24 protein-coding genes are annotated in these 25,392 nt (G+C 54.3%); 18 read left to right on the top strand and 6 right to left on the bottom strand.

The genetic code is table 11. The features are described 5' to 3' along the window. Positions 1–87: 87 nt before the first annotated feature. Together KP814_RS13170 and KP814_RS13165 are read right to left on the bottom strand one after the other, a co-directional pair. Positions 88–399, bottom strand: coding sequence for a hypothetical protein (locus KP814_RS13170; protein WP_216737209.1), 312 nt, complete (start codon positions 397–399; stop codon positions 88–90). A gap of 363 nt (positions 400–762) precedes the next feature. Beyond that, positions 763–1,254 (bottom strand): hypothetical protein, encoded by a 492-nt coding sequence (locus KP814_RS13165; protein ID WP_216737208.1) that lies wholly within the window; start codon positions 1,252–1,254, stop codon positions 763–765. 402 nt (positions 1,255–1,656) lie between these two features. On the opposite strand from KP814_RS13165, the gene KP814_RS13160 reads away from it, so the two are divergent. Beyond that, positions 1,657–4,239: a M14 family zinc carboxypeptidase gene (locus KP814_RS13160; protein ID WP_216737207.1), complete on the top strand. Its 2,583-nt coding sequence runs from the start codon at positions 1,657–1,659 to the stop codon at positions 4,237–4,239. 419 nt (positions 4,240–4,658) lie between these two features. Continuing rightward, positions 4,659–5,090, top strand: coding sequence for a hypothetical protein (locus tag KP814_RS13155; protein WP_216737206.1), 432 nt, complete (start codon positions 4,659–4,661; stop codon positions 5,088–5,090). A gap of 71 nt (positions 5,091–5,161) precedes the next feature. Here KP814_RS13155 and KP814_RS13150 read toward each other — a convergent pair whose 3' ends face one another. After that, a complete protein-coding gene (locus KP814_RS13150; RefSeq protein WP_216737205.1) occupies positions 5,162–5,368 on the bottom strand; it encodes a 4-oxalocrotonate tautomerase family protein in 207 nt (68 codons plus the stop codon). Between the two features lie 41 nt (positions 5,369–5,409). Next, positions 5,410–6,600: a YbfB/YjiJ family MFS transporter gene (locus KP814_RS13145; protein WP_216737204.1), complete on the bottom strand. Its 1,191-nt coding sequence runs from the start codon at positions 6,598–6,600 to the stop codon at positions 5,410–5,412. A gap of 101 nt (positions 6,601–6,701) precedes the next feature. Between KP814_RS13145 and KP814_RS13140 the strand changes: the two genes are divergently transcribed. From KP814_RS13140 to KP814_RS13080, 13 genes are all read left to right on the top strand, one after another. Next, positions 6,702–7,556 carry a LysR family transcriptional regulator gene (locus KP814_RS13140; RefSeq protein ID WP_216737203.1) on the top strand — a complete coding sequence of 285 codons (855 nt, stop codon included), beginning with the start codon at positions 6,702–6,704 and terminating at the stop codon, positions 7,554–7,556. Positions 7,557–7,644: 88 nt separating this feature from the next. Then, entirely contained in the window at positions 7,645–8,040 is a 396-nt protein-coding gene (locus tag KP814_RS13135) for a diacylglycerol kinase (protein WP_216737202.1), read from the top strand. Between the two features lie 200 nt (positions 8,041–8,240). Beyond that, positions 8,241–9,992, top strand: coding sequence for a phosphoethanolamine transferase (locus KP814_RS13130; protein WP_216737201.1), 1,752 nt, complete (start codon positions 8,241–8,243; stop codon positions 9,990–9,992). Positions 9,993–10,080: 88 nt separating this feature from the next. Continuing rightward, on the top strand, positions 10,081–10,803 hold the full coding sequence (locus KP814_RS13125; protein ID WP_206618045.1) for a response regulator transcription factor: 723 nt from the start codon (positions 10,081–10,083) through the stop codon (positions 10,801–10,803). A 1-nt stretch (position 10,804) separates the two neighbouring features. Then, positions 10,805–12,037, top strand: coding sequence for a HAMP domain-containing sensor histidine kinase (locus tag KP814_RS13120; RefSeq protein WP_216737200.1), 1,233 nt, complete (start codon positions 10,805–10,807; stop codon positions 12,035–12,037). A 312-nt stretch (positions 12,038–12,349) separates the two neighbouring features. Further along, entirely contained in the window at positions 12,350–12,856 is a 507-nt protein-coding gene (locus KP814_RS13115) for a hypothetical protein (RefSeq protein ID WP_216737199.1), read from the top strand. Between the two features lie 22 nt (positions 12,857–12,878). After that, positions 12,879–13,277 (top strand): hypothetical protein, encoded by a 399-nt coding sequence (locus KP814_RS13110; protein ID WP_216737198.1) that lies wholly within the window; start codon positions 12,879–12,881, stop codon positions 13,275–13,277. 373 nt (positions 13,278–13,650) lie between these two features. Then, positions 13,651–13,962 carry a hypothetical protein gene (locus KP814_RS13105; RefSeq protein ID WP_216737197.1) on the top strand — a complete coding sequence of 104 codons (312 nt, stop codon included), beginning with the start codon at positions 13,651–13,653 and terminating at the stop codon, positions 13,960–13,962. Between the two features lie 24 nt (positions 13,963–13,986). Next, positions 13,987–14,679: a DUF6882 domain-containing protein gene (locus KP814_RS13100; protein ID WP_216737196.1), complete on the top strand. Its 693-nt coding sequence runs from the start codon at positions 13,987–13,989 to the stop codon at positions 14,677–14,679. 147 nt (positions 14,680–14,826) lie between these two features. Continuing rightward, complete coding sequence (locus tag KP814_RS13095) at positions 14,827–16,602, top strand: alkaline phosphatase D family protein (protein ID WP_216737195.1); 1,776 nt, start codon at positions 14,827–14,829, stop codon at positions 16,600–16,602. A gap of 265 nt (positions 16,603–16,867) precedes the next feature. Then, a complete protein-coding gene (locus KP814_RS13090) occupies positions 16,868–18,829 on the top strand; it encodes a methyl-accepting chemotaxis protein (RefSeq protein ID WP_216737194.1) in 1,962 nt (653 codons plus the stop codon). A 160-nt stretch (positions 18,830–18,989) separates the two neighbouring features. Next, a complete protein-coding gene (locus KP814_RS13085) occupies positions 18,990–19,646 on the top strand; it encodes a metallophosphoesterase (RefSeq protein ID WP_216737193.1) in 657 nt (218 codons plus the stop codon). Between the two features lie 109 nt (positions 19,647–19,755). Then, on the top strand, positions 19,756–20,619 hold the full coding sequence (locus KP814_RS13080; protein ID WP_216737192.1) for a CAP domain-containing protein: 864 nt from the start codon (positions 19,756–19,758) through the stop codon (positions 20,617–20,619). 71 nt (positions 20,620–20,690) lie between these two features. On the opposite strand, the gene KP814_RS13075 is transcribed toward KP814_RS13080, so the two are convergent. Beyond that, positions 20,691–21,164, bottom strand: a complete 474-nt coding sequence (locus KP814_RS13075) for an Lrp/AsnC family transcriptional regulator (protein ID WP_216737191.1) — start codon at positions 21,162–21,164, stop codon at positions 20,691–20,693. A gap of 127 nt (positions 21,165–21,291) precedes the next feature. Here KP814_RS13075 and KP814_RS13070 point away from each other — a divergent pair, with 127 nt between their 5' ends. Further along, the gene (locus KP814_RS13070; RefSeq protein WP_216737190.1) at positions 21,292–22,260 is read left to right on the top strand and encodes a hypothetical protein; all 969 of its coding nucleotides are present in this window, start codon (positions 21,292–21,294) and stop codon (positions 22,258–22,260) included. Between the two features lie 100 nt (positions 22,261–22,360). Continuing rightward, positions 22,361–23,170, top strand: coding sequence for a lipase family protein (locus tag KP814_RS13065; protein WP_216737189.1), 810 nt, complete (start codon positions 22,361–22,363; stop codon positions 23,168–23,170). A 9-nt stretch (positions 23,171–23,179) separates the two neighbouring features. Here the strand turns inward: KP814_RS13065 and KP814_RS13060 are convergent, their stop codons facing one another. After that, positions 23,180–23,698 carry a GNAT family N-acetyltransferase gene (locus KP814_RS13060; RefSeq protein ID WP_216737188.1) on the bottom strand — a complete coding sequence of 173 codons (519 nt, stop codon included), beginning with the start codon at positions 23,696–23,698 and terminating at the stop codon, positions 23,180–23,182. A 310-nt stretch (positions 23,699–24,008) separates the two neighbouring features. Between KP814_RS13060 and KP814_RS33245 the strand changes: the two genes are divergently transcribed. Then, a partial coding sequence (locus KP814_RS33245; protein ID WP_216737187.1) for a DNRLRE domain-containing protein occupies positions 24,009–25,392 on the top strand: 1,384 nt, incomplete at its 3' end.

The raw sequence follows: 25,392 nt of genomic DNA, 5'->3' as shown, positions 1-25,392 counted from the left end.
TCGGCGGCTGGACCCAAGCCTAAATCTGCAGGCGAGACCTGCAGATTTAGGTAATAAAAGCCATCTCTCAGCTAAGATTAAGGTAACTTATTCAGTTACCGGCTCATCCAGGATTTGCTCTTCGTTTGCAGAACCTGAAGCGGTGGCTTCACCAGTGTAGATGGAATATTCCTGTGGGCTGATAACGCCGTCTTTGTCGATGTCGACAGACGCCCAGTTGTTAGTCAGCTCAGTGTTGCTGCTGGCTTCAGATTCATCAAGCACGCCATCCTGGTTAGCATCCAGAGCTGAGAATTGTTGCTCGGACGGCATTTTTTCGGAGGCTCCCAAATCGCCTTCTGCATAGGCGGCGGAAACGGCCAAAAATGATGACAGTGCAAGTGCGCTCAGTTTGTTCATGTTAATCACCTCTCTGTGATCCTTTGAAATCTTTAAGTTGTCCGCAATGAACATTGTCCTTATCCAATGTTGGCCTTCGTACTCCTGTAGTAATCCCTGCCGATGCGGTTCCTAATGCGCTTTAGCGCTCACTGTAGAGATTCCAAATTCGGCGCCAGAAAATGAAAATCATTATAAATCAAATGATTGGAGGCTTTCTGGGGAAGGGGCGGTCGAGAACGTTGTGCTGAAACGTCCCCGTTTTGCGACGCTTGGTTGTGGGTGAAGATAAGAATCCTTATAAATCATAAGCTTAAGCGTCCGTGATTTGCGACAGTGCGTTTTCAGCGTTAGCGGACGCCTCTGGGAATTGGCGCTGATTGATTATTCCCAACTATATAGCCAGCCTGAGGCCGTTAAGGTTTCGCCATCGAAGGCGAATACCAGCTGGTCATGGGCGCCGCGCCAATCATAGACCCATAGTGAACCTTGCGGCTTGCCTTTCCATTCAGTCATGCGAACCACTGTGTCGAAATGCTGATCTCCCGGCTTGAGTGTGCGGTCGGGCCCTCCCATCAGCTCTCGGGTGCGAGTGGCGTCAAGACGCTCCGACGCGACTTTAGCGCCAAGCACCTGCATGACCTGATGCTTTTTGCCCTGCCACTTATCCACATCCTCATTCCATTGACCGCCGTTGAAGTGGCCTTTGACTTCGCGCAGTTCCCGATAAACGTCAGGGGCCTGCGCCTCAAGTCCAGGTAAGGGTTTACCTGTATTGGCGGGAGAGGCCTGTGCGCAGCCTGAAAGAATGGCCGTTGCGGCGAACGGCGCTAAAAAATGCCCTAATTTACGGCAAAATGGTGTGATATGTCGCATAAAGCGCCCCTTTTTGGCGAGTTTTCCCTGCGTGTTTTAGAGAGTGCAAGACAGAGTTTTCTCGTCTCGATACCGCCTTTGATATTGCGGATTGTACTTATATTTGTCAGGAATAAGCAGTAGCGCAACCTTTCTGGATTGACACTAAACAGCTTAGCTTCTACGTTAATCGAGGCTGTTTAACGCTGTTCAAATTTGATGATTGGGAAATAGGCTTAATCTCTAAGGCCACTTTCAGCCTGAATAGATTTTGTCACATTATGCGTTTTAACAGCCTCAGTGGAACGTCGATTGCAGTAACGGACCGCGCCGCCCATACCCGGGCGCTGATAATAATCAAATCGATCTCCCTACAAGGGAAAAATAAATCACCGGGAACCTGGATTCCAAGGAGAAATAACAATGAAAAAGAAAGCTAGCGGCTTATCTGTGGCCACTCTCATGGCGGGCGCTTTGGTAAGTTGTTCCGCGCTGGCCGCCCCTGGACACGCCCACGACGCCTATCAACTACTCGAACAGGAAAAAGCGTCGGATAACATTTATAAAGCCTATTTCCCTAATCAGGATATCGCTCGCAAAGCGGCGATCAGTTTTCACGCCCAGATGCTGGAGTCCCACTACGACGACGGCTATCTGGTCATGCAGTTGCAGCCGGAGGAAATGAAAAAGCTGGAGCAATTCGGCTTCACCTTCGAAACGGCGACGGATTTTATTGAACAGCGCAATTCCATTCTGACCCAAATGCAGGGTTTGAGCAGTCTTGGCGTTTTCTCCGCGCAGTCGGTCAACGGCTCGGTAGCAAGCTCAGAAGCCATGCTGGCGGGTATTCCCGGTTACCCCTGCTATGAAACGGTAGAAGAAACCTTCGCTGCGGCGGAAGGGTTCGCCAGCAGCCATCCAGAGCTGGCGGAATGGATCGACGTTGGCGACTCCTGGGAGAAGAAACAGGGGATTGGCGGCTTCGATATGCGCGTCCTGAAACTGACCAACAAAAATACCGGCGGCGACAAACCCAAGCTGTTCATCAACAGCGCCATTCACGCCCGTGAATACACCACTGCGCCTTTGGCTCTGGAGTTTGCGCGCTGGCTGGTCAATGGTTATGGAACCAACGCAGACGCCACCTGGATCATGGACAACCATGAAGTGCACCTGATGTTGCACACTAACCCGGACGGACGTAAGAAAGCGGAAACCGGTTTGTCCTGGAGAAAGAACGCCAACCGCAATTACTGCGGTTCCACCAGCAACAGTCGCGGCGCGGACTTGAACCGCAACTTCACTTTCGGCTGGAACAGCACCAATGGCGAAGGCTCCAGCGGCAGTCAGTGTAATGAAACCTATCGCGGCCCCAGTGCTGGCTCTGAACCGGAAATTCAAGCGTTGGAAGGATATGTGCGCAGTCTGTGGCCGGATCGTCGCGGTCCAGGCAAAAACGACCCGGCGCCCAGCGACACCAGCGGTATCCACCTGGATATTCACAGCTACAGCGAACTGGTGTTGTGGCCATGGGGCGACACCAATCAGGCGGCGCCTAACGGCACAGCGTTGCAGACATTGGGTCGTAAGTTCGCTTTCTTCAACGGCTACTCGCCGCAGCAGTCCATCGGTCTTTATCCCACCGACGGCACCAGTGATGGCGTCAGTTACGGCGAACTCGGCGTAGCGGCTTACACATTCGAGCTGGGCACATCGTTCTTCCAGAGCTGCAGCACCTACGAGAGCAAGATCAAGCCGGACAACCTGAACGCATTGATCTACGCGGCGAAAGTCGTGCGCGCGCCTTATGTCACGCCAGCGGGTCCAGACGTCACCAGTCTGGCGCTGAGCGGCGGCGCTTCCAGCGGCGGTGTGGAGCCGGGTACGCAGGTGACCTTGACAGCATCCGTTACGGACACGCGCTTCAACAACAGCAACGGAACTGAGTCCACTCAGAACCTGACGGCGGCGGAATACTATCTGGATACGCCGCCCTGGGCCAACGGCGCTCAGGCCATCGCGTTGTCCGCTTCCGACGGTTCATACAACTCGAAGACGGAAGGCGTCACCGGCGTGATCGACACTACCGGCATGAGTGAAGGCAAGCACATCGTTTATGTGCGCGGCAAAGACGCCAGCGGCGCCTGGGGTGCGGTCAGCGCCGTGTTCCTGGTTATCGACAGCGATCCGACCATTCCGCCTGCGGAATACTGCGATGCAGCCAGCAACAGCTCGAATGACGAGTGGATTTCCGGGGTACAGGTCGGCGGCTTCCTGAAGTCTTCCGGAGCGTCCAAATACAGCGACTTTACTGAAGCCCAGGGCGGCGAAGTAGTATCCCTGGTGAAAGGCGGCAACAGTGTTACCTTTACGCCCGCATTCTCCGGTCAGTCTTACAAAGAGTACTTCAAGGCTTGGGTCGACCTGAACGGCGACGGCGACTTTGACGACGCTGGTGAGGAAGTCTTCGACTCCGGATCAGCCTCTTCTTCGCCCGCCAGCGGCACGTTGACCATTCCGGCTAGCGCGTCCTTTGAGAAGACCACCATGCGTGTGGCGATGCGTTATAACGCGGCTCCAACTCCATGTGGAACCTTCAATTATGGGGAAGTGGAAGACTACACCGTGTCCCTCGGCGATGGCGGCGAGCCGCCGACAGATCCAGACGCTTATGAGAATGACACCGACGTCAGCATCCCGGACAATAACGCCACTGGCGTCAGCAGCCCGATTGATGTGACTCGCAGCGGCGCTTCCGGCTCCGTGAGCGTAGCGGTGAAGATCAAGCACACCTATATCGGCGACTTGATCGTGGATCTGGTGCATCCGGATGGAACAGTCTATAACCTGCACAACCGCACTGGCGGTTCTACAGACGACATCGACCAGACCTACACCGTTGACGTGGGGGCGAAGGATTCCGCAGGAACCTGGAATCTGAAAGTACGTGACAGAGCCAACCGCGACACCGGCAACATCGACAAGTGGGGCATTACTTTCAAGTAAGCCTGCCTGACGTGCGCCATGGCGATGACGCTATCGGCATACTGAACTAGATTAAGGCCGTCCTTCGGGGCGGCCTTTTTTGTAGGGTTAATTTCTTTATAAAATTTTTATGTCCGGCGGGTATCGCAACAGGGCTTATGGGGCTAGAATTTTAATGCTTCCTGCGGCGCCGAAGTCGTTAAGGATAATCGATATTCAGGGAAGGTCCGCTGCGAACGGGAGAGTTCTTGTTCTTCATCACCGGCTTCGTTTGATTGTCGCCTTGTTCTTAACAGTAGCGCTGGCGGCCGTTGTGAGGTGTCCGGGCGCGTTGCGTTCGGGGTACGCTATCAATCGATACAGCCCGCCCTCGTGCGGTTAACAAGTTTGGGTGTCCTTCTTGTCGGCTGTCTAAGTCGGGCGGTGAAGGAGATCTTTCAATGGAAAACCCACAAAAAACACCCGTCTCTTCTTTCGTTGAACACAAGCTTTATAAAGTTTCCGGTATCGGCATTGCGACCTTTTTGGGGTCGGCATTGGCTGGCGGCATTCTGTTGGCGAAGAACTTTCGCAAGCTGGGCAAGGAGTCTCATGCCCGCAAGGCGATCGTTGGTTCGTTGGCGGCGACAATAGGCGTTATTATCGCCGCTCTGCTGGTTCCGGCGGAGTGGCATGTGCCCAAGCTGGTGTACTTCGCCCCGCAGATCATGGTGATGCTGCAGTTGGCGAATCTGTTTCAGGGCAAAGCCATCAGAGGGCACCGCGAAAGCGGCGGCGAGCTGGCGTCCAATTGGGCGGCCGCCGGCGTGGGCGTCACGGTGCTGCTAACCCTCGCCGTTTTAGCGGCTCCCGTCTTGTGGATGTTGCAATAGCGTAGGCTGAATACGCCTGGAGCCAATGCGTTCAGGCGGGCGTGGGCCTGCTTGAACGCATTCATCCGCTGTCAGCCCGCTTCGCGTTTGCGACGCGCGGTGACAGATTCGCCGCCAATTCCCCAGTTGTCTGTCTCCACCTCATCAATGATCACGAAAGTGGTGGCGGGATTCTTGTTCAGCGTTTCCTGCAAGAGACGGGTAACGCCTTCGATCAGCGCCGCTTTTTGCTCTGCGGTGGCGCCTTCGCGGGTGATTTTGATATTAACGTAGGGCATGCTGGCTCTCTCTTGTTGAGTTGGTTCGCGACTATTAATAGTCAGGTGTATGACAGGGCCTGGCGGCGTTCACTCTGCTCCACGCTTTTCAAGGCCAGCAGTAGCAATACCCCCAGCGCCATCACAGCGGCGGCCAGATAAAGGCCGTCCGCATAGTCGCCGCCTGTCGCCGCCAGCCTGCCGGTAAGAGCGGGGGAAAGAATCTGTGCGACGCCGTAGGTCAGGGTCATTTTGCCCATCATTTTGGCGGGGCGTGACGGGTAGAAACGTCCCGCCATCGTCAGCACTAAACTGACGATTCCCATAAACGTGGCCCCGAAAAACGCGCCGCCAAGCAACGCCATGGCGAGGCCGCCCTGTGTCGGCGCCAGTATGCTCAGAGCATGCAAGGCCGCCGCGATGATCAAGGCGTTGATGTCGCCGATGCGTCGCGCCAGTAAATCCCAAAGGATACAGGCGGGCGCGGCTGCGGCGCCCACAAGAAGGAATACAAAAGCGCCTTGTCCCTGTAAGGCCGGTTGCTGATCGACGATGGCCACTAAAAAGGTGGCGCTGACCACATACCCCACGCCAGCGCAAAAATAGGCGGCCATGAAAATACCCATATAGAGACGCGAGGGCGGTCGGTCCTGCATTGCGTCCTCATGTTGAGAACGGCTGGCGGCGGTGGGCGAGGGCAACCATAGCCAGGCGGGGATGGCGAACAGCAACCCGCATAGCGTCAGCGCCACCCATTGCTCGCGCCAATCGAAGTGGGGAGTCATAAGATCCACGGCGAGAGAGCAACACAGTATACCCAGACCGACGCCGCTGAAATGGATGCCCAACTCGCTGCGGTGACCGTTACGGATAAGCCAGTGCATGATCAGTCCAGAGCCAATTAACAAGCCTGCGGCGCTGCTCAACCCGGAGATGAAGCGCATGAACGCCCATACCCATACGTTGTCGCACAGCGCCATGCCGGCGGTGCTGATGAGGGCGATCAGTAAACCTGAGCGGTATAGCTTGTCTTTCAGCGTCAGGCTGCTGATAGAGGCGGCGATTAAGGCTCCGCACAAATATCCCAGATAATTTACGCTGGCCAGCCAGCCACCTGCGAAAGCCGATAGTTCCGCCTGCTGTTGCATGATGGGCAGTAGCGGCGTGTAGGCGAAGCGCGCCACGCCCAACATCAGCATTAGACTGAGTATGCCCGCCGTCAGCACTTGCAAGCGTTGTAGTTGAGCGCTCATGGTTCACTTCCCGTTGTATCTCTGGGAGAGAAGATAAATAATGCGAGCTATCAATACAATCGAATAATAGAGAAGAAAATATTCTCTAATGGAGAATGGTTATGGAGTTAGTCGCGTTGCGCACCTTTCTCGCCGTAGTGGAGGAAGGCGGCATCCTCGCGGCAGCGAGTCGGCTCAATACGGTGCAATCCAATGTCACGACCCGCATTCGCCGTCTGGAGCAGGAACTGGAGGTGCAGCTGTTCTTTCGCAAAGGGCGCGGACTGGAGCTGGCGCCTGCAGGACGAGTGCTGCAAAAACACGCGCAAGAAATACTGCAAATGGCGCAGCAGACCGCCGCTGCCGTGCGCTCAGCGGGTGAAGCCACCGGCGAGCTGCGCATCGGGACCATGGAGACTTTCGCTGCAGTCAGACTACCGGCCGCGTTGAAAAAAGTGCGCTCCCGACACCCTGGGCTGGATCTGCAGGTGCAGACGGCCACCTCCGCGGATCTCATTGAGCGCGTGCTGAGCCATAAGTTGGACTGCGCCTTTATTGGCGGCCCTTTGGATCACCCCATGCTGATCGCGGAGCCTGTGCTGGCGGAGGAACTGGTTTTGGTGACGGCGAAAGGCGAGGGCGATCTACAGGAGCCTCTGATTTTGTTTCGCGAAGGCTGCGTCTATCGCGCTCGCGCGCTGGCCTGGCAGCGGGAGTGTGGTCATCAGATTGCATCTGTTATGGAGTTGGGAACGCTGGAAGGCATACTGGGCTGTGTGGCGGTGGGGCTTGGTTGCACGCTGATGCCGCGGCGGGTGGTGGAGCAATCTCCCTATGCGAAGGAGCTGGCGATATCCGAATTGCCGGAGCATATCGCCCACACGCCTACCTTGATGATCCGTTATCGGGACATCCCTTTACGGGGCGGCATGCAGACTTTGCGGGACGCCGTCGCCGGCCGACCTCTGACAAAGTAACGCCTGAGCTACTCCCCGGACGGCTTTGTGACTATACTGTCATCGCATTACAGTAGTGAGTATTCAGCAGTCAGGAGCCGTCAGTCCCATGACCGATTCGTCCGAAAACCTTTCCTCTCCTTCAATTCAGCCTAAAGGCGCCACGGGCATAAAACGCATTATTCTGGCGACGGGCTATTCGATTAACGGGCTGCGCGCCGCATGGAGAAATGAGTCCGCAATCCGTCAGGAAATGGTCGCCGCTTTGATTCTGGTTCCTCTGGCGCTGTTTTTGTCCGTCACCATGGTGGAGAAAATACTGATGATCGGCAGCGTTTTGCTGGTGCTGATCGTGGAGTTGATCAACTCCGCCATTGAAGCTGTGGTCGACCGCATTGGCGCCGAGCGTCATGAGTTAAGCGGACGCGCCAAAGACATGGGCTCCGCAGCGGTGCTGGTGGCCTTGAGTCTGGCTATGTTCACCTGGATTGGCATTCTGATTTAAGTCTCTCGCCGCATGGGCGTTATGTTCATGCGGCCGTCTCGTTATAGTCTCCCGCAGTCCGCATTCTTCGCTTCTTCCTCTGTCTCTTCTGTCTCACCTCCTCCCCCTCGTCAGACGTCCTTTACTCGCTTTGATATTTCCTTGATGTTTTCTTGAGATTTGCTTGGCTCGTGGTTTTTTAAACTCTGCAGATAGCTCTGATGAGCGTGCGTTATTTGCAGGAGGGGGAGTTGATTCGGGCCAAACTTAACAAACTGTTGGGAGCGGGCATTTCGACATGGCTCATGTCGTTGGTGGTGTCCGTGTATCTGCTTTGCGCCTTCAATACAAAGTTTTTCGCCACGGTCTTTCAGCTGCGGGGCGATGAAGGCTCCGGCGGCTTGATGTTTATGGTCAGCGTAGTTTTATTCCTGCTGGTCATTTTTAATCTTTTCCTGTCCCTGTTCGCCTTCAAGTATCTGTTCAAGCCGACATTGATGTTCATTCTGGTGACGGCGTCACTCGCCGCATACTTCATGAACGCCTATGGCGTCATGATCGACAAGACCATGATTCAAAATATGATGGAGACGGATTACCGGGAGTCTATGGAGCTGATGGACCCATGGTTATTTGTCTACGTTATTGCTTTGGGCGTGGTTCCCGCGGCGCTGGTGGCGTGGATTCCCATTGACTACAAGCGGTTGCCGGGAGAGTTGGTGAATAAGCTGCTGGCGGCGGTGCTCGCCGTTGTGGTGATTGGCGCAATCGCCGCCGCTTTCTATCAAAGCTACGCCTCCTTATTCCGCAACAATCGCTATATCCGCGACTTGATCGTGCCGGTTAACTATATCTACTCAACGTCTTCTTATATTCGCAAGCTGACTCCGAAAACGGAGGTCGCCTTCACTACGTTGGGAGAAGACGCCGCGCGTGTTGAATTGAGAAAAGTGTCCAGCGACCCCCAACGCAAGCTAGTGACGGTTCTGGTGGTCGGAGAGACCGCTCGCTCCCAGAATTTTTCATTGAATGGCTACGGACGCGAGACGAACCCCAACTTGAGCAAAGAGAAAGTGGTGAGTTTCGATAATTTTCATTCCTGCGGTACGGCGACGGCCGTATCCGTGCCCTGTATGTTTTCTCGCGCAGGGCGCTCGGACTTTGACGGCGGCATGGAGCGTTACACGGAAAATCTGCTGGATGTGTTCAAGCATGCTGGCGTGGAAGTGCTGTGGCGAGACAATAACTCCGGCTGCAAAGGGGTTTGCGATCGCGTGGAGTTTGAAAATCTGAACTCGGAACAACTGGCGGGCGTTTGTCGTCTGGATGAATGCTACGACATGGTGCTGCTGGACCGGTTACGGCAGAAAATTGAATCCGCCAAAGGCGATATGCTGATCGTGCTGCATCAGAAGGGCAGCCATGGGCCGGCTTATTATCTGCGCGCGCCCAAGTCGTTTCAGCAGTATCAACCAACCTGTCACTACGTGCAGCTGCAGAAGTGCTCGCAAGAAGAGATTACTAATGCCTACGACAATACGATTCTATACACGGATTATTTCCTGTCGCAGGTAATCGGGTTGCTCAAATCCGTAGACGGCGCGGCGGACGCCTCTATGGTTTATGTTTCCGACCATGGCGAGTCCCTGGGGGAAAACAATATTTATCTGCACGGGCTTCCATACATGATCGCACCGGATGAACAAACCCACGTGCCTTTCATGGTGTGGATGTCCGAGCGTTTTGAGAAGCGCTTTAATATCAGCTCAGAGTGCCTGCAGGCGGAAGCCTCCCAAAATTTTACCCAGGATAATTTGTTTGATTCTATGCTTGGGTTAATGGGCGTGCGGACGCAGGTTTACGAGCCGAAGCAGGATCTTTTCAGGCCTTGTATCGGAACCGGTCTGGAAGTGGCCTCTCCCTCGGGAGATCCACGGGAAGAAGTGGGCGCTATGGCGGCGTCTCCAGGTTGAGAGTATTCTGAGGGCCTGCGCGGGGTGGCGTGGGCTGCGATAAGCGGTAATTAAGCGGATCTGTAAGGAAATCGAAGGCGAATTATACGTGTTGAGTGATTGGAAAATGGCGGATCGTACGATTACCGACAAACTTCGGGTGCTCATCGTTGAGGACCATCGCAGTCTGGCGGAGAACCTGTTCGAATTTTTGGGAGAAGAGCGCTACAGTCTGGATTTCGCCGCCGACGGTCTGACGGCCCTGCATCTGCTGGCGACGCAACACTACGATGTTATTGTGCTGGATGTGATGCTGCCTGGGGTCAACGGATTCACTTTATGCCGGCGCATCAGAACGGACCTGGGCAAGAAAACCCCGATTATTCTGGTCACCGCCAGAGACTCCATTGAAGATAAAACCGAAGGGTTCAACAGCGGCGCTGATGACTATCTGGTGAAACCCTTCAACATGCGCGAGCTGGAGCTAAGAATTCAGGCCCTGTGTCGTCGTCGCCAATTGGCCGACGACGATCTGAGCGCCGGAGACATCCGCTATTCCCCAGGATCGTTGACGGTCATGACGGGGCAGGGCGAGCGTCTGGCTTTGAGCGGATACAGCGCCACCATCTTTGAGGCGCTGATACAGGCATATCCCAACTTTGTCGCCTATGAAACACTCAGTCAGCGACTGTGGGGGAACGCCGACGGCGACCCGCACACCATTCGTACGCATGTTTATGTTTTACGCAAAACGCTGAAGACAACGTTAAACCGTTCGATGATTCGCACTCTTCATGGCCGCGGATATCGCCTGGAGCCGGAACTGGCTTAGCATGGCGACCTCCATTTCCCGACGCGTTTTCACCATATTTTTCTGGAGCAACGTGCTGAGCCTGTTGCTGGTGATTGCTGTCGCCTGGGGAGGGCTGGAGGCGCTGGAGGCGACCGTTTTGGAGATGGACCAGCAGGCGGAGCTGGAGCACTTCCAAAGCCGCTATGACCCTGATGAGCCCCAGTTCAATCAAACCGCCACGCTGACCATGTTCTATTGGCCGGGCGAGGCGCCGCCTGAAGAAAAACTTCCCGCGGTTTTCCGTGGACTGACGGCGCCATACAACGGTGAAGTGGATGTCGATGGCAAGGATTATGAAATCCTCGTCAACGAAGTGCCGGGGGGCGTGTATTACCTGGCCAAAGATCTGGCGCTGTTTGAGCAGCGCGAGACGCAGTCCACCATCGTTATTCTGGGGCTGGCGCTACTGGTTTGCGCGCTGAGCTTTTTTACCGCGCGTTTGGCCAGCCGTAAAATTTCCCGTCCGTTGCAGGGGCTCACTGGCGACATTGACGCCGCCGCGCCGACGGGGGGCTTCCGTTTACCTCTTGATTATCCCGACTCGGAACTGACCCAAATTTCCCAGGCGATCAATAAATTCCTGGATCAGATAGATGAACTGGTCAAGCGTGAACGCTCGCTGGTCAGTCTCGCCAGCCATGAATTACGCACGCCTATCGCAGTGATTCTGGGCGCGGTGGAAGTCATTGAACATCGGAATAAACTGTCTGCGGAAGACAAGAAAACCCTGGGGCGCATCAGCGCCTCCGCTCAGGAAATGTCCGCCAATGTGCAGGCGCTTCTTAAGCTGGTGCGACGTACAAAAGAACCCTACGTGCCGGTCAGCTTTCCGGTGGGCGATATTCTGAAAGAGCTGGCGCAGGAGCATGGTCTGTCCGCGACCGAAAACGAGGGCAGACTGGAGCTTTCCCTATCGGCGCAGCAACCGGTTGCGCTGGGCGATCCCGTCCTGGCGAAAATTCTCATCAATAATCTCATCATTAATGCGCTGAACCATACTCAGGGCCAAGTCTATGTGACGGAGTATGTGAAGCATCTGGAAATTCGTGATGAAGGCGCCGGCAACATAAATGGCTTCTCACAGGAGGCGCCCAGCTCCAGCGGTTTGGGACTGTTTATCGTCACCCTGGTATGCGAGCACATGGGGTGGCGGTATGAATTGACCACGGATGAATCCGGCTCTCGTGTCAAAGTCTGGTTCTTAGCCGCCTGAGTTCCAGATTCTGCGGACCTCTCTAAACGATAAAACAGCTAAGCGCGGCCCGATATGTCGGCGGCTTTTCTGGCTGTTTTGAAGTCTCAATTCTCCTTTTGAATACCCTGTTTTCCTTCTTGTTAACTCCTCTCTAATCCATCGCTTTTTGTTGTTTTGACCTGTTCTGACGTCTTGGTCAATGGCGCCGGATTTATACAATCCCTGCTTCTCCCACATGGATATTCTGAACCTATGAAGACACGGGTCCCAGCGCGGCTTTAACGCCCGGGGGGCAAGCATGGCGCGGAAAACACGGGAGGAATTTCGACAATGAAACGGACTTGGATATTGCTTGGAGGCGTTTTGGTCCTGGAGTGTCTGCAAACCGGGTTGCTCTGGACGCGAACTCAGGAAGCCAAGACGCAACCAGCACCGGCGATGGCTTACGAGGCGGCGCCAGCCGCAGTGATAGAACCTTCTCCACAGTTCGCCAGTGACGTACAGGCGTTGGAGCTGCAGATCGCCAAACTGGAGCGGCTGTTGTCTCAACACAGGGAACATAGCGCTCCCGCTGCGACGGTTACTCAGAGCCAGTCCGATAAAGGTTCTACTGCTCAGGAAGAGCGTCCCGCGCTCACTTATGACGAAAACTTTCAACAAGGGTTGTCTGTGGTGGAAGGCGCCGTATCGGCGGGCGCCTGGGGGCAGGAAGACAACCGAAGGATGTTCGAACTGAAACGGACCCTGACTCCGGCTCAGTACGAAGCGCTGGTGGATGAAATATCCACGGCGATCAACCAGGGCGCGCTGACGATGCAGGCGCCCCCAATCTTGTAAGCAATCATAAAGGAATATCTGTATGAAAAATCTAGGCAAAGCATTAATGATGGCGGCGGTATGCTCAGTCGCAACGACAGCGATGGCGCAACCTAACGGAAACGTGGAGGTGGCTGACTGGTTCAATAACCACATCATGTTGAGCGCTCAAATCGGAGATCAATATACGGGGGGGAACAGTGGCGGTGGCCAAATTTCCGCTAATCGCTCAGGGACTGGCATCAATTTTTCCGGGCATGATCCAAAAAACGGTAGAAACTTTACATGTAATGTGTACAAGGGCGATGCCTTGTATGAAGCTGCTTATAACGCTCTTACCGATTTGCGTGAAGGGGGCAGGGTGTTAATCATTCGGCCTGAAAATAGCAACAAGTGCAGTGAGTTCGTAATAACCGGCATTTCCTTCAACTTTAGTCAGTAATAGATGAGTTCAGCCCGGCCTCAGAGTCGGGCTTTTCTTGGCATCAGCGTAGAAGCACAAAATACTCGCCTTGCAGCACGCCTTGCGTCGTACGCATATCCTCCACTGCGCCTGTCAGGTTCTTTCCATTCAGATCCCAGCGCCACCGTTCAGACCACCATGCGGATACTTCCGCTCTGTCGTGGCATTGTATTGGCGATAAGCGGAACTTTAAAAAACGGGATTCTGATTCACACTATGTTAAGGGCTTGTAAGGGTGTCAGGACTGGCTAAATCCATCCACTTGGCATACCCTAGCAAACTGGCGCCAAATGTTGGCGCAAGGGGCTAAATTCCATATTTGGAATTGTTTTTACAAGGAAAGTTGCTAAAAATGAATGGTAAACGACGCGCCTATGCGCCGGGCGTTATGGCGTCCGATATATCTCATCCGTTGTCTTCGTGTTATTCACGCGATATCCCTCCGTCTGACTCGACGGACAAGTCCTCTGACGCCGATGCTTTTGAGCCTGCCCAGGCGCAAGCGCGTCAGCAGGAGCATTATCTTCCCAGCCGTTTATTTAGAACCATGATCCTCGCCAACCTCAAGTCAACCAGCACGTCTGCGCCTGCGCAAGACGATGACATTGAAGAGTGGCTGGAACATGTGGACCGTTTGATCTCAACGCCAGGGAAAAGCGTATGAGCTATAAAAGTCAGGATAAATAAAATGGAAAAAATGGATTATTTCAGAATGGACGCGACAGCGAAGGTCACTTTGGACTCGCTGAAGGAATTATACCTGCTGCCTCAAATCAGCCGTTATCAGCGGCTGCAAACGGCTTACCCCTGTGAATCGCCGGTGGAGTACAACCTCTACGAAGGCGTCGCTCGCTATGGCGATACGCGGCGGCGCATCCAGCTTATCGGCACCTATGCGACAGGCAGTCGCTCGTTTTGCTGGGCCTGGGCGAGCCCTAATCCGCTGCCGGAAACGGTGATACAGGCCAGCCTGCAGTTGGTGGCCTGGGCGGAAGCCGCCAAAATTGAAAGCTGGGGCGTTATCAAAGGCGTCTGCGAACCCGTGGAGCCTGTGGTGGTGTCATCCATTGCGGCGGGGGTATTGAATCATGATTATGTCTTCGACGTATGGGAGTTCACGGAAACGCTGCATGGCTGTGTCCTGGTGGAGCACTCCGACGACCTCCCCAAATTGGGATTGCATGCTATCTGCCGGGTGCTGCAAACGGCGTTGCGGCGGCTCTCCACGCGCCAGAAAACCCCTGTCCTGGAGTATCTGCGTCAGGAGGGCTTCAAACTGCGTGAGGAAGGTTCTTTCTGCTATGGCTCCCGGGCCGACGGTGAACTCACGCTAACCTTTGACGAACGGGGCGGCGTGCGCCAGATCACCCCCAGCCATTAATCGCTAACTGTCAGGCGGCCGCTTAGGAGCCAACTATCCTCTTCTTCGGGTAACGAAGTCTTCACGAAGCTTTAACAGTGTTTCATTAGCATTGTCTCGCTTTGGCGGCTTCACCACTAAACAAAAACCGAAGAAGAGGAACCCAGAGTGCCTGACTATAATAGACGACAATTTCTGTCACTCATGGCGGCAGGGACCGCCACGCCGTTCTTGCTTACTTTCAGTGCGGATAAAGCGCTCGCCGGCCTGAGCCGCGCCGCTTATCCGGATAAAGCTCCACTACCGCTCAACCGAACTGACCCCTCCGCCGTATTTGATCTGTCCGTCGCCTCCGGCGATCCCACCGCCAGCGGCGTCATGCTGTGGACTCACATCCGCTCCGAGCAATATGACCCCAACGAAAGCCTGACATTCCAGGTGGCGGTTGACCCTGGATTCACTCTGCTGGCGTTGGAAGGCAAAGTGCGAGGCGAGCAGTTCGGCGCGGACCGGGATCATACCGTTAGGCTGGACCTGGATGGCCAACTGAATGCGGACAGCTATTACTACTATCGCTTTCAGTACCGGGGCGTATTCAGCCGTACGGGGCGCTGTCGCACGGCTGCGGCCGTCGGGCAGTCCGTGGACAGCGTCAAATTCGCGTTGCTGACCTGCCAGGATTACACCAACGGCTACTACGGCGCGTTGAACTATGTCGCGGACGACAACAGCATCGATTACGTGGCTCACCTGGGGGATTTCATCTACGAGAGCGTAGGCGACCCCCGCTATCAGGATCTGCCTTTCGAGGACCGCAGAATAGAGCTGCCCAGCGGCTTCCCCGTGGCGATGAACCTGGAGGATTATCGCTTTTTACACCGCACCTATCGCAGTGATCCTTTTCTACAAAAGGCGATGGAAAATCATACCTGGATCATCACTACCGACGATCACGAGACCTGTAACGATTGCTATTGGGACTATGAACAGGACACGCTGGGATGTCCGGACCACCCATACAGCACGGACCCGCAATTCAATAATGACGCGGATTTGAAACGCCAGCTCAAACTCGATTCACAGCGGGCCTGGGCGGAGTATATTCCTGCGCGCATCGACATTGACGAGGGGCGCACCCATCCCCATTTGTATTCGCGCATCTATCGGCAGTTCCGGTTTGGCGATCTGGTGAATCTGAATATGCTGGACACGCGCACCTACCGAACGCCTCATCCATGCGGCGAAGATGCGTTTCTGGGCCGTTACGTTCCTTTCGGCTGCGGCAATCTCAATAATCCCGAGCAGAGCATGATGGGTGAAACCCAGCGGGAATGGTTGATCAACACCATGGCGGCGTCGACGGCGCGCTGGAATATGCTGGGCAACCAAACCTACATGGGGCGTTTGGGTATCGACCTGGGTGAAAAGGCCAAGCTGCCATTCAATGTCGACGCCTGGGATGGGTATGACGCCGAGCGGATATGGCTGATGAACGAGGTGCAATCCAACTCAATCGAAAATCTTGTGGTGGTGACCGGGGATTTGCACACCTATATGGCTTCTCAAGTAAAGAAGAACTACGCGGATCTGAATCCGTTTAACTTCTCCAATCAGGTTGGCGTTGAATTCATGACGCCTTCGCTGACCTCCGCGGGGCTGTTTGACGTGCTGCTGGCGCAGGCCCCGGACGACGAGGTCAGAGATTTTCTGCTGAATGCGACCAGCGAGGGCGCTGTACGTCTGACCAACCCGCATATCCGTATGTTCAACAGCAAAGACCATGGTTATTCGACGATTGAATATACCGATGGCTATTGCGAGTGGATTGCTTACAAGGTCAACAAAAACCTCAATAGCAGCGAGCAGGAACGCAAGGCGCTGGCGCGTTATCGTAAATATGAAGCCTGGCCCTGGATGACGCAAAAGTCGGTGCAAGGCTACTAATAATCAGGCGGAAAAATAGCTTCCTTTTATTTGTCCGCAACGACAGGGCCCATACATGTCTGGCCCTGTCTTACACGGCTAGTCGCCGCACAGGCGCAGACAAATTTACGTTCTTTTGCATATTTTTAGCCCGTTTTCTTCATGAAAAACGGGCTTTTTGCATCTAACTGCTAAAATTTAAATATAAGTGACTATCAAGCCATGGAGGTGTGAATGGTCTTTTACCAAACCTAACAGCGCCAGACCTCTATGTCGGGAGACGCTTATGTTCGCCAACATGAAGCTCCGTACGAAGCTGGCCGCAACTGGCGTTGCGCTGCTGCTTCCTCTGATTTGGGTAACCTATCTTCTGTCCGATGAAATGGACATCCGCATCAATTTCGGCGCGCAGGAAATCCTTGGCGTTGAATATCTCAACCCTTTACAAAACCTGTTGGATCAAGCAGGCGAATATAAGGTCGCCGTCGCCGCTAACAGCAGCGTGACGCAGATCGTTTCGCGGCTTGAGAAAGCCATGTCCGCCCTTGAAAAAGAGCAGCAACGCTCCGGCGTCGCGCTCAAAACGGCGGAACAGTATGCGAATCTGCAAAAGGCCTGGGGGCAGGCGCGGGCTAAGCCTGGCGTTACGGAAGCGGACGCGCTGATCGCCGCCACGCGGGAGTTGATCGCCAAAGCGGGAGATACTTCCAACCTGATTCTCGACCCGGATCTGGATACTTATTACGTGATGGATGCGTTGCTGCTGAAACTGCCCAACAGTCTGGATTTATTGGCGCAGATGCGGGAATTCGGAACCGGGCTGATGAACAGCGGCTCAATGAGCGGCGATGACAAAACCCGTATGGTAGTTTTATCCGGTCTGTTGCAATCAGACCTGGACGGGGTGAATTACGACAGCAAGGTGGCCTATGAAAACAACGCAGCGGGAGACATGCCCCAGTCCGTTGCAAAAGCGGTGGATAGCTACACCCAGGCCATTGGAGGTTTTCTTGGTTTTGTGGAAAAAAACATTACTGGCCGCAGCCTGAATGTTGACGTGAATGGCTTTAAATCCGCCGCTCAGCGTGCCGTGGAAGGCAATATGGCGCTCTATCAGCAAGCCTCGCCGGCGCTGAAAAGCATGTTGCAACGGCGTATTGATGGTTTCTCATCTCATAAGCTCGGGTTGTTGGCGGGAGTGATCGTCTTTGAACTGCTGGCGATTGCATTCAGTGTCATGACGGTGCGTCGGATATTGAATCAATTAGGCGGCGAACCTGAATACGCCGCGGATATCGTGCGAGCTATCGCGGCTGGTGATTTGACCCGGCAAGTGAAAATCAGCGATGGCGATACGACAAGTTTGCTCGCAGGCATCCGTAATATGCAGACAGCGCTGCACGATCTGATCGTAAAAGTCAGCGACAGCGCGAGTAAGATCTTGTCGTTCTCCGCGGAAATCACCCAGACCACGGAAGCGATTGTCACCAGCTCCAGCCGCCAGAGCCATGCCACCGCCACCATGAGTTCAGCGGTGCAGGAAGTCGCCGCGAGCCTGCATGAAATGGTGGCCAGCGCGGGTGAGGCGAGATCGCTGTCACTGGAGTCCAATCAGCGCTCCAGCGAAGGCAAGGATATCGTTGAGCAAGTGTCCGAGGACATTCGTCGGCTCTGTGATTTTGTGGGGGACTCGGCCAAATCCGTACAGAGTCTGGGGCAGCAGTCGGAACAGATTTACTCCATCGTCAATGTCATCAAGGGCATCGCCGAGCAGACCAATCTGCTGGCGTTGAACGCGGCCATCGAAGCCGCCCGGGCGGGAGAGCAGGGGCGCGGATTCGCCGTGGTGGCGGACGAAGTGCGTAATCTGGCTGCGCGCACCGCCTCCTCGACAGTGGAGATTACCGATATGATCCAGCGCATCAAAGATGATACTCTGGCCGTCGTCAAGCGTATGGATTCCGGTGTGGAGGAAGCTTCCCGCAGCGCCGGCCGCGTGACCTTGACGGTGGACACCATCGCCGCCATCAGCGACTTGTCGGAAAGCGTCAACCGCTCTGTGACGGAAATATCCACAGCTCTCGAACAACAGGCTCAGGCCAACGAACTGCTCAGCGAAAATGTCGATGAAATTGCGCAACTGGCCGAGCAGAATCACGGCAGCGTCGAGAAGACTGCCGACAATCTGAGCGAACTAAAAGCCTTGGCGGATACGCTGGAAACCGCCATCGCCAGCTTCAAGGTATGACGGCGTTAGCGCCGTCATCATCCGTTAAAACGCCAAAAATCGCATAAATGTTAGAAACCCTGACTGCAGAAGCCTAAAATAAGGACTGGTTGTCAGCTTAAGGATGTGCATGGAACTTTTTAAACGTCTTCCCCCAAATACTGCTGGTATAGATTTTTTTGTGGGAGATATTCACGGTCACTACAGTGAACTGATGAAAGCCCTGGAGGCGATAGATTTCAAATTCGACAAAGATCGACTGATCAGCGTCGGCGATCTGATCGACCGCGGCGAAGAGAACGAACGCTGTATTGAGTTGTTGCATGAGCCCTGGTTTCACGCCTGTCTGGGCAATCATGAATGGATGATGATTGGCGCCTTCGTGTATGAAGATAGATATGACCTCAGCCTGCAGCGCGGCAATGGCGGCGAATGGCTGGATAATCACGATACCGATCAACTGACGGCATGGGCGCACCTGCTGCAACAGTCCTGTCCGCTGGCGATAGAAGTCCCCGGCAAAGGCGACAGGCTGATCGGAGTTACTCACAACGATGTAATCAACAGCGACTGGACGCGCATGGAATCGGCGCAAAAGGGCGATATCGACGAATGCGTGTGGAGCCGGACGCGTTTTGCGTCGGCGCTGACGAATCCCTCATTGGCTGAGCCCATCAAAAATATTGACGCGGTCGTATCCGGCCATAATTCTCATACAGGCATACTGCTGGCTGGCAATCAGCTCTACATCGATACGCTCTGGAAGAGCGGCCAGCTGACCCTTCTGTCAGCCATGGAAGTCTTGGCGGTTGCGGCGCGCGGTAAGCTTCCCGCTTAGTTTCGGCGATTCACCTTGCATTAAATCTGTTTGTTTTTTGAGCTAAACTTGTGTTTGCGGCTATTGCAGCCGCTCGCATGAGCGTAATAAGCAAAAAAGGAATTTGCATATGAAAAACAGACTGTATTTGGTATTCACCGCTACGATTCTCATCCTCCTTCTCGGCTCTACGCCGGTTGTTCTTGCTGATGTCCTTAAAAATGGCGAAGCGCTTGAAAATCTGTCCGGCGCTAGAGATAGCGAAGTGAGCTACTCCATTGATGTTGGAGAAAAATCACTTAGTCTGGTTGTGGAAATATGGGGCGGCCAAGGCGACGCTGACCTGTATGTCGCTTTCAAGCGCGAGCCCGATAAGTCCGATTTCGACTGCCGGCCTTATGAATGGGGCAATAAAGAGACTTGCACCTTCAAGCCGCCGGAACAGGGTACTTACCACATCATGTTGCACGGCTATGACCAGTATTCAGGCCTTTCTCTGAAAGCCACATACGTGCCGGATAGCGGCGGCGACCCCGACCCTGATCCGAAGTGCGCCGATGGCGGGGAAGGCCCTTCCGATGTGCAGAAGGAGTTATTGACCGCTCACAATAAAGCGCGCAGTCAGGGACGCAGTTGTGGCGGCGTTTATTATGACGCAGCGCCGGCTTTGACCTGGAACTGCAAACTGGGCAAGGCCGCCACTAAGCACACAAAAGATATGGTGGACAATAACTTCTTCAGTCACACCGGATCTGACGGCTCTAGCGTTAGCGACAGAGTGAGAGCGCAAGGTTATCAATACCGCACGGTGGGTGAGAATATTGCGGCAGGGTATTCCTCCGTCGAGCAGGTCATGGACGGATGGCTGAAAAGCCCAGGACATTGCGCCAACATCATGAGAAGCAGTTATACAGAACTTGGGGCTGAAAAAATCAGCACCTCAACTGCGGACTATCCGCACTACTGGACCTCCGTCTTTGGCGCGCCGCAGTAAATCGGCGCCTGATTCTTAAGCTAAACAGACCGCAGCCGCCGCTGCGGTCTTTGCAGGTGAGTAAAACTTCGTCAGGACGGAATGTCGTCCAGGTTTAACGTGGTATCGAACTTATGCCGCTGCATGGAAATCAATGTGCGGAATTTGCGCATGTTGGGCTCAGCATAGAGCACCTCATTACAGAACTTATCGTAGGCGGTCATATTGGGGACCGTCACCACTAACACGAAATCCACCTCTCCGGTGACTTGATAACACTGCTTAACTTCCCTGGCGGCGGTCGCTCGCTTAAGGAACTGCTGATATAGATCCAGACGGTCTCGCTCCATCACCACTTCCACCACCATATGCAGGCAGGCGCCGAGGGCGTCCGGGTCGAGAATCGCCACCTGTTTCTGAATATAGCCTTCCTCGCGTAGTTTCTTCACGCGCTTGAGACAGGCGGGAGGCGACAGGCCAACGCTTTCCGCCAGATCGAGATTGGTTTGGCTACAGTCGTTCTGCAACAGCGAGAGGATTTTCTTATCAATGCGATCTAGCGACATGGATTAATAAAATTAAAAAATAATGGAAACAAACAAATTATATGAAAAGAAAAATGTAAAAGAGAGGAAATAATTAAATGTCTAACTTTTAAAATAGCAGGCATTAATGCACTTCAAGGGAAATGTCATGTCCGCCTCACAATCTGGCAGCAGTTGGATTTCGCGTTTAAAGCAGGAATTGGTCGAGCTGGCGAAAAGTATTTTCAAAGTCTATTGGACCCTGATCAAAGTTATGGTTCCCGCCCTGGTGGCGGTGAAGCTGCTGGATATGGCGGGAGGAACCCAGATATTGGCCTGGATGTTGTCGCCGGTTATGAGTCTGGTTGGCCTGCCGGAGTCGATGGGCGTGGTCTGGTCCACGGTGTTGCTCACCAATATTTACACCGGTATGGCGTTGTTAGTGGATATCACTGCGCAGGACCCTTTGACGGTGGCGCAGGTATCCGTATTGGGAGCGATGATGCTGGTGGGGCATGGGTTGCCCGTTGAAGGCGCTGTCGCCAAGAGCGCAGGCGTCAGCTGGCGCGCGACTTTGGCTATTCGAGTGGGCGGCGGCCTGGCGCTGGGCGCTTTGTTGCATCTTTTTTATAGTGCGACGGGGTTGCTGCAGCAGCCTGCGCATTTCTTGTGGCGTCCGGCTGAAGGTCCGGCGGACATGTGGTGGGTGGCGCAAATTAAAACGCTGGGCGGCATCTTTTTCATTATCGTCTTCCTGCTGACGTTTCTGCGCATACTGCGCTGGCTGGGAGTCGAAAAGTGGATGCACGCCTTGTTGTTTCCTGTGCTTCGGCTGCTGGGGATCGGGCGCGAAGCAGCGAACGTAACTGTCATCGGCGTTACTTTGGGATTAAGTTTCGGCGCAGGATTATTGATAGAAGAGGCTCGCTCAGGGCGTCTTACACGTCGAGATATTTTCCTGACGATTGGTTTCCTGGGGCTCTGCCATAGTCTGATTGAAGACACTCTGGTGATCATGCTGCTCGGAGCGGATATGTCCGCCATTTTATGGGGACGTTTATTATTCGCCCTGGTCGTAATTGGCGTTCTGGCGCGGTTGCCGGCGCTAAACCGACGTTTGCAGGAAGCGGCCGCATAGACAGTCTGCACGGCGTGCGTCGTATTCTGGACTATGCTCAATCAATAGCCGGCTCCTGCATGCGCCGGCTTCTGTTTCCAAGGAGCACAGGAGAATACGAATGAGCGCCATCCCCATGTATTTCCCTCCCGCGCCTTTCCATATGGAAGACGCGAGAATTTGCGCCACCCTGGTGAATACCGCCTACGACATGTACGACCAATGGGTGGATCAGAAAAAGCCTCATAAAGATCATTTCAAGTGGACCCCGAAAGGGCCGGCGATGAACTATAGCCAACCTATTTGGGGCGCGGAAACCTTACTGTGGATTTTTAAAACCTCGGAGCCTTTCGCCTTTGTCTCCTGGACGGATGCGGGAGATGTTTATCTGATGTTTCGCGGCACGGAGTCTCTGGATGACTGGATTGACGACGCTGAAGCCGGGCAGAATCCCTATCCACAGGTATTTGGCTACGGCAAGGCGCATGACGGCTTTCTGAAGCTCTACGGCACAATGAATCAGGCAATTCTGGAAGCCTTACAGCAGGTTAGTAATCCCAGGAGCCTTCTGATCGGGGGGCATAGTCTCGGCTCTTCTCTGTCGACACTGGCGACGCCTGACGTCATCAATCATTCCGCCTATAAGCCCGGCGCTTTGAATGTGCGGCATTACAATCTGGCCAGCCCCCGTGTAGGCGATCCTGAGTTTGTGAATGCTTACAATCAATGCGGCGTACCCACTTATCGCATCGTTAACACCACGGACTTAGTGCCGGAAGTGCCTCCCGGCGTATTGGATCGAGATCTCTACGAGCATGTCGGAATTCCCGTGGACTTCACCGCGCAATACGGCTCCATGGCCGGCAATCACAGCGCCTCAGACTGCTATAGCTACGCGCTGAACCACCCCGACAAACCACAGTCAGACTAACTAACGAAATTAGTCATACAACTCATAAAAGCGGGCGGCGCTGATGGCGAAGGTCAACAGCCCGTCCGCATCATAAAGTCGTTCGTTGTCGTTCGGCATCATACCTATTTTCTGCAGTATGGCGACTGAGGCCAAGTTGTCCTCTTTCGCAACGCCGAAAACCTGCTCGAACTCCTCCCGCCCCAGCGCATACTCGATACAGGCGACCGCAGCCTCTTTGGCGAAACCCTGTCCCACATGGGCGCGCGCGACGCCGTAACGTAAATCGAAACAATCGGGATGGGGGCTCTCTTCCACGCCCACATAACCCACATACTCCGTACTGGACTTACAAATGATCATGAAAGAACCAAATCCGCGCTGCCAATGCTCCACCCGGTTGCGGACATAACTTGCAATCTGCTTTGTAGAGTAAGGCCCTTCGTTAGGCAGGAAGCGGGTCGAAACAGGGCAGGAAAGAAAGCTTTTGAAGAACGGCAAGTCCGTGGATTCAACCGGGCGCAGAATTAATCTCGAAGTCTCAATCATTGTTACAGCGGGCGTCTCTTCTTAAAAAAGGGCGCTATTAAAGGCGATTTTGAGAAAAAATGGAATAAAATCAAAGTGATTTGTCTTTGTTTCTACATACTTAGAAGGGCTAATTATTGAATAGTCTTCAATATAAGGACTAGTGGCTAGTCGCTCAAAATACATGGAGTGTTCGGATTGGTGATCGCACGGACACTTAGCTTTTAATGAAGTCTTTGATCGGATACAAAACAACGCCGTAACTGAACTGATTGTCACGCCGTTGTGTAAATAATGGTCATTTCCTCTGATCAATATTTGGGAGTGGCGCATGGCGGGTGATTCAAACCAGAAGGTTGGGCGGATAAGACGCAAGTTGGCGACAGGCGTTAGGATTGCGATGGCGCTTGGCGCGGCGCCTGCCGTAGCGCAAGCGGGAGTGGTGGTGCTTGAGCCGGTTGCGGACACGGTTTTACAGGAGCAGTTAATTGACTCCAATCAGGGCGGCAGCCCTTATTTGTCTATTTCACCAGAAGCCAGTGTGCAGCGTGCGCTGGTAAAGTTTGACCTCTCTTCCTTGGCGGGTTACGCCGGTAACATCACCTCAGTTAAGCTGGCTTTGAATGTCGACTTTAACGGCAATGACTGGGCCGGAGGCGGGTCGTTGATCGATCTGCACCGTGCGCAGGAGGACTGGAGCGAGAGTCAGGCGACATGGCGTTGCGCCAGCGCTCCGGTTTGCGGTTGGGATGGCGGAGATTTTAGCGCCGCCGCCACCGATAGCGTAGATGTTAAGAACATTAATAGCGGTTCCGTTCAGTTTGACGTGACGTCGGACGTCGCCCAAATGCTGGCGACAGGAACCAATTATGGCTGGGCATTAAAGAAACGCCGGGAAGACAAGGACGGCAGTATTAGCTTCAGCTCGAAAGAGGGCGCAATAGCGCCGAGGCTGATTGTAACGACTAATGGAAGTGTTGATCTTCCTCCGTCCATAGAGATAGCTGCGCCTACATTCCCGATTCTTATAGATTCCGATCCCACTTCTTTTGTTATTCGTTACTCCGATGACGTCGGCGTCGACTTGAGTTCATTAGTGGTGACATTGGATGGCGTTGACCTGACGACTTGCTCTGTAACCCTGAATATGGCGACTTGCGCCTATTCCGGGCTGACTGAAGGCGTGCACTTATTGCAGGCGGGCATTCTGGATAACTCTGGCGACGCCGCCAATTATGCAGTGGCGCAAGCCAGCTTTCTGTACCTGAATGAACTTGGCGGGGGCGGCGTCGCTTCTAAATGGCATACAGGGTCAGGAGCGCCTTCTGCATCGTTGGGTGTGGAAAGCGATCTGTATCTGGATAAGAGCAATGGCGACGTCTACGAAAAATTAAGTGCGGGATGGTCATTGGCGCTGAATATTAAAGGCCCACAGGGGGAGACAGGTCCCCAGGGTGAAACCGGCGCGCAAGGGCCTCAGGGTATTGCAGGGCCGGTAGGCCCCCAAGGTGAAGTAGGTCCGGCTGGCGCTCAAGGTCCGCAGGGCGCGGCGGGACCACAGGGTGAAACCGGTGCGCAAGGCCCTCAAGGTCTGCAGGGAGAGCAGGGTGAAGCTGGTCCACAGGGAGTGCAAGGCGAGGCAGGACCTCAGGGTGTGCAGGGTGAAACAGGGCCGCAAGGGGTAGCGGGGCCGGTGGGGGCTCAAGGTCCTCAGG

This window comes from Hahella sp. HN01 (assembly GCF_018986435.1).
Lineage (GTDB): Bacteria > Pseudomonadota > Gammaproteobacteria > Pseudomonadales > Oleiphilaceae > Hahella.
Note: the sequence above shows the minus strand (reverse complement) of the source record. Positions and strands in the feature narration are given on the sequence as shown.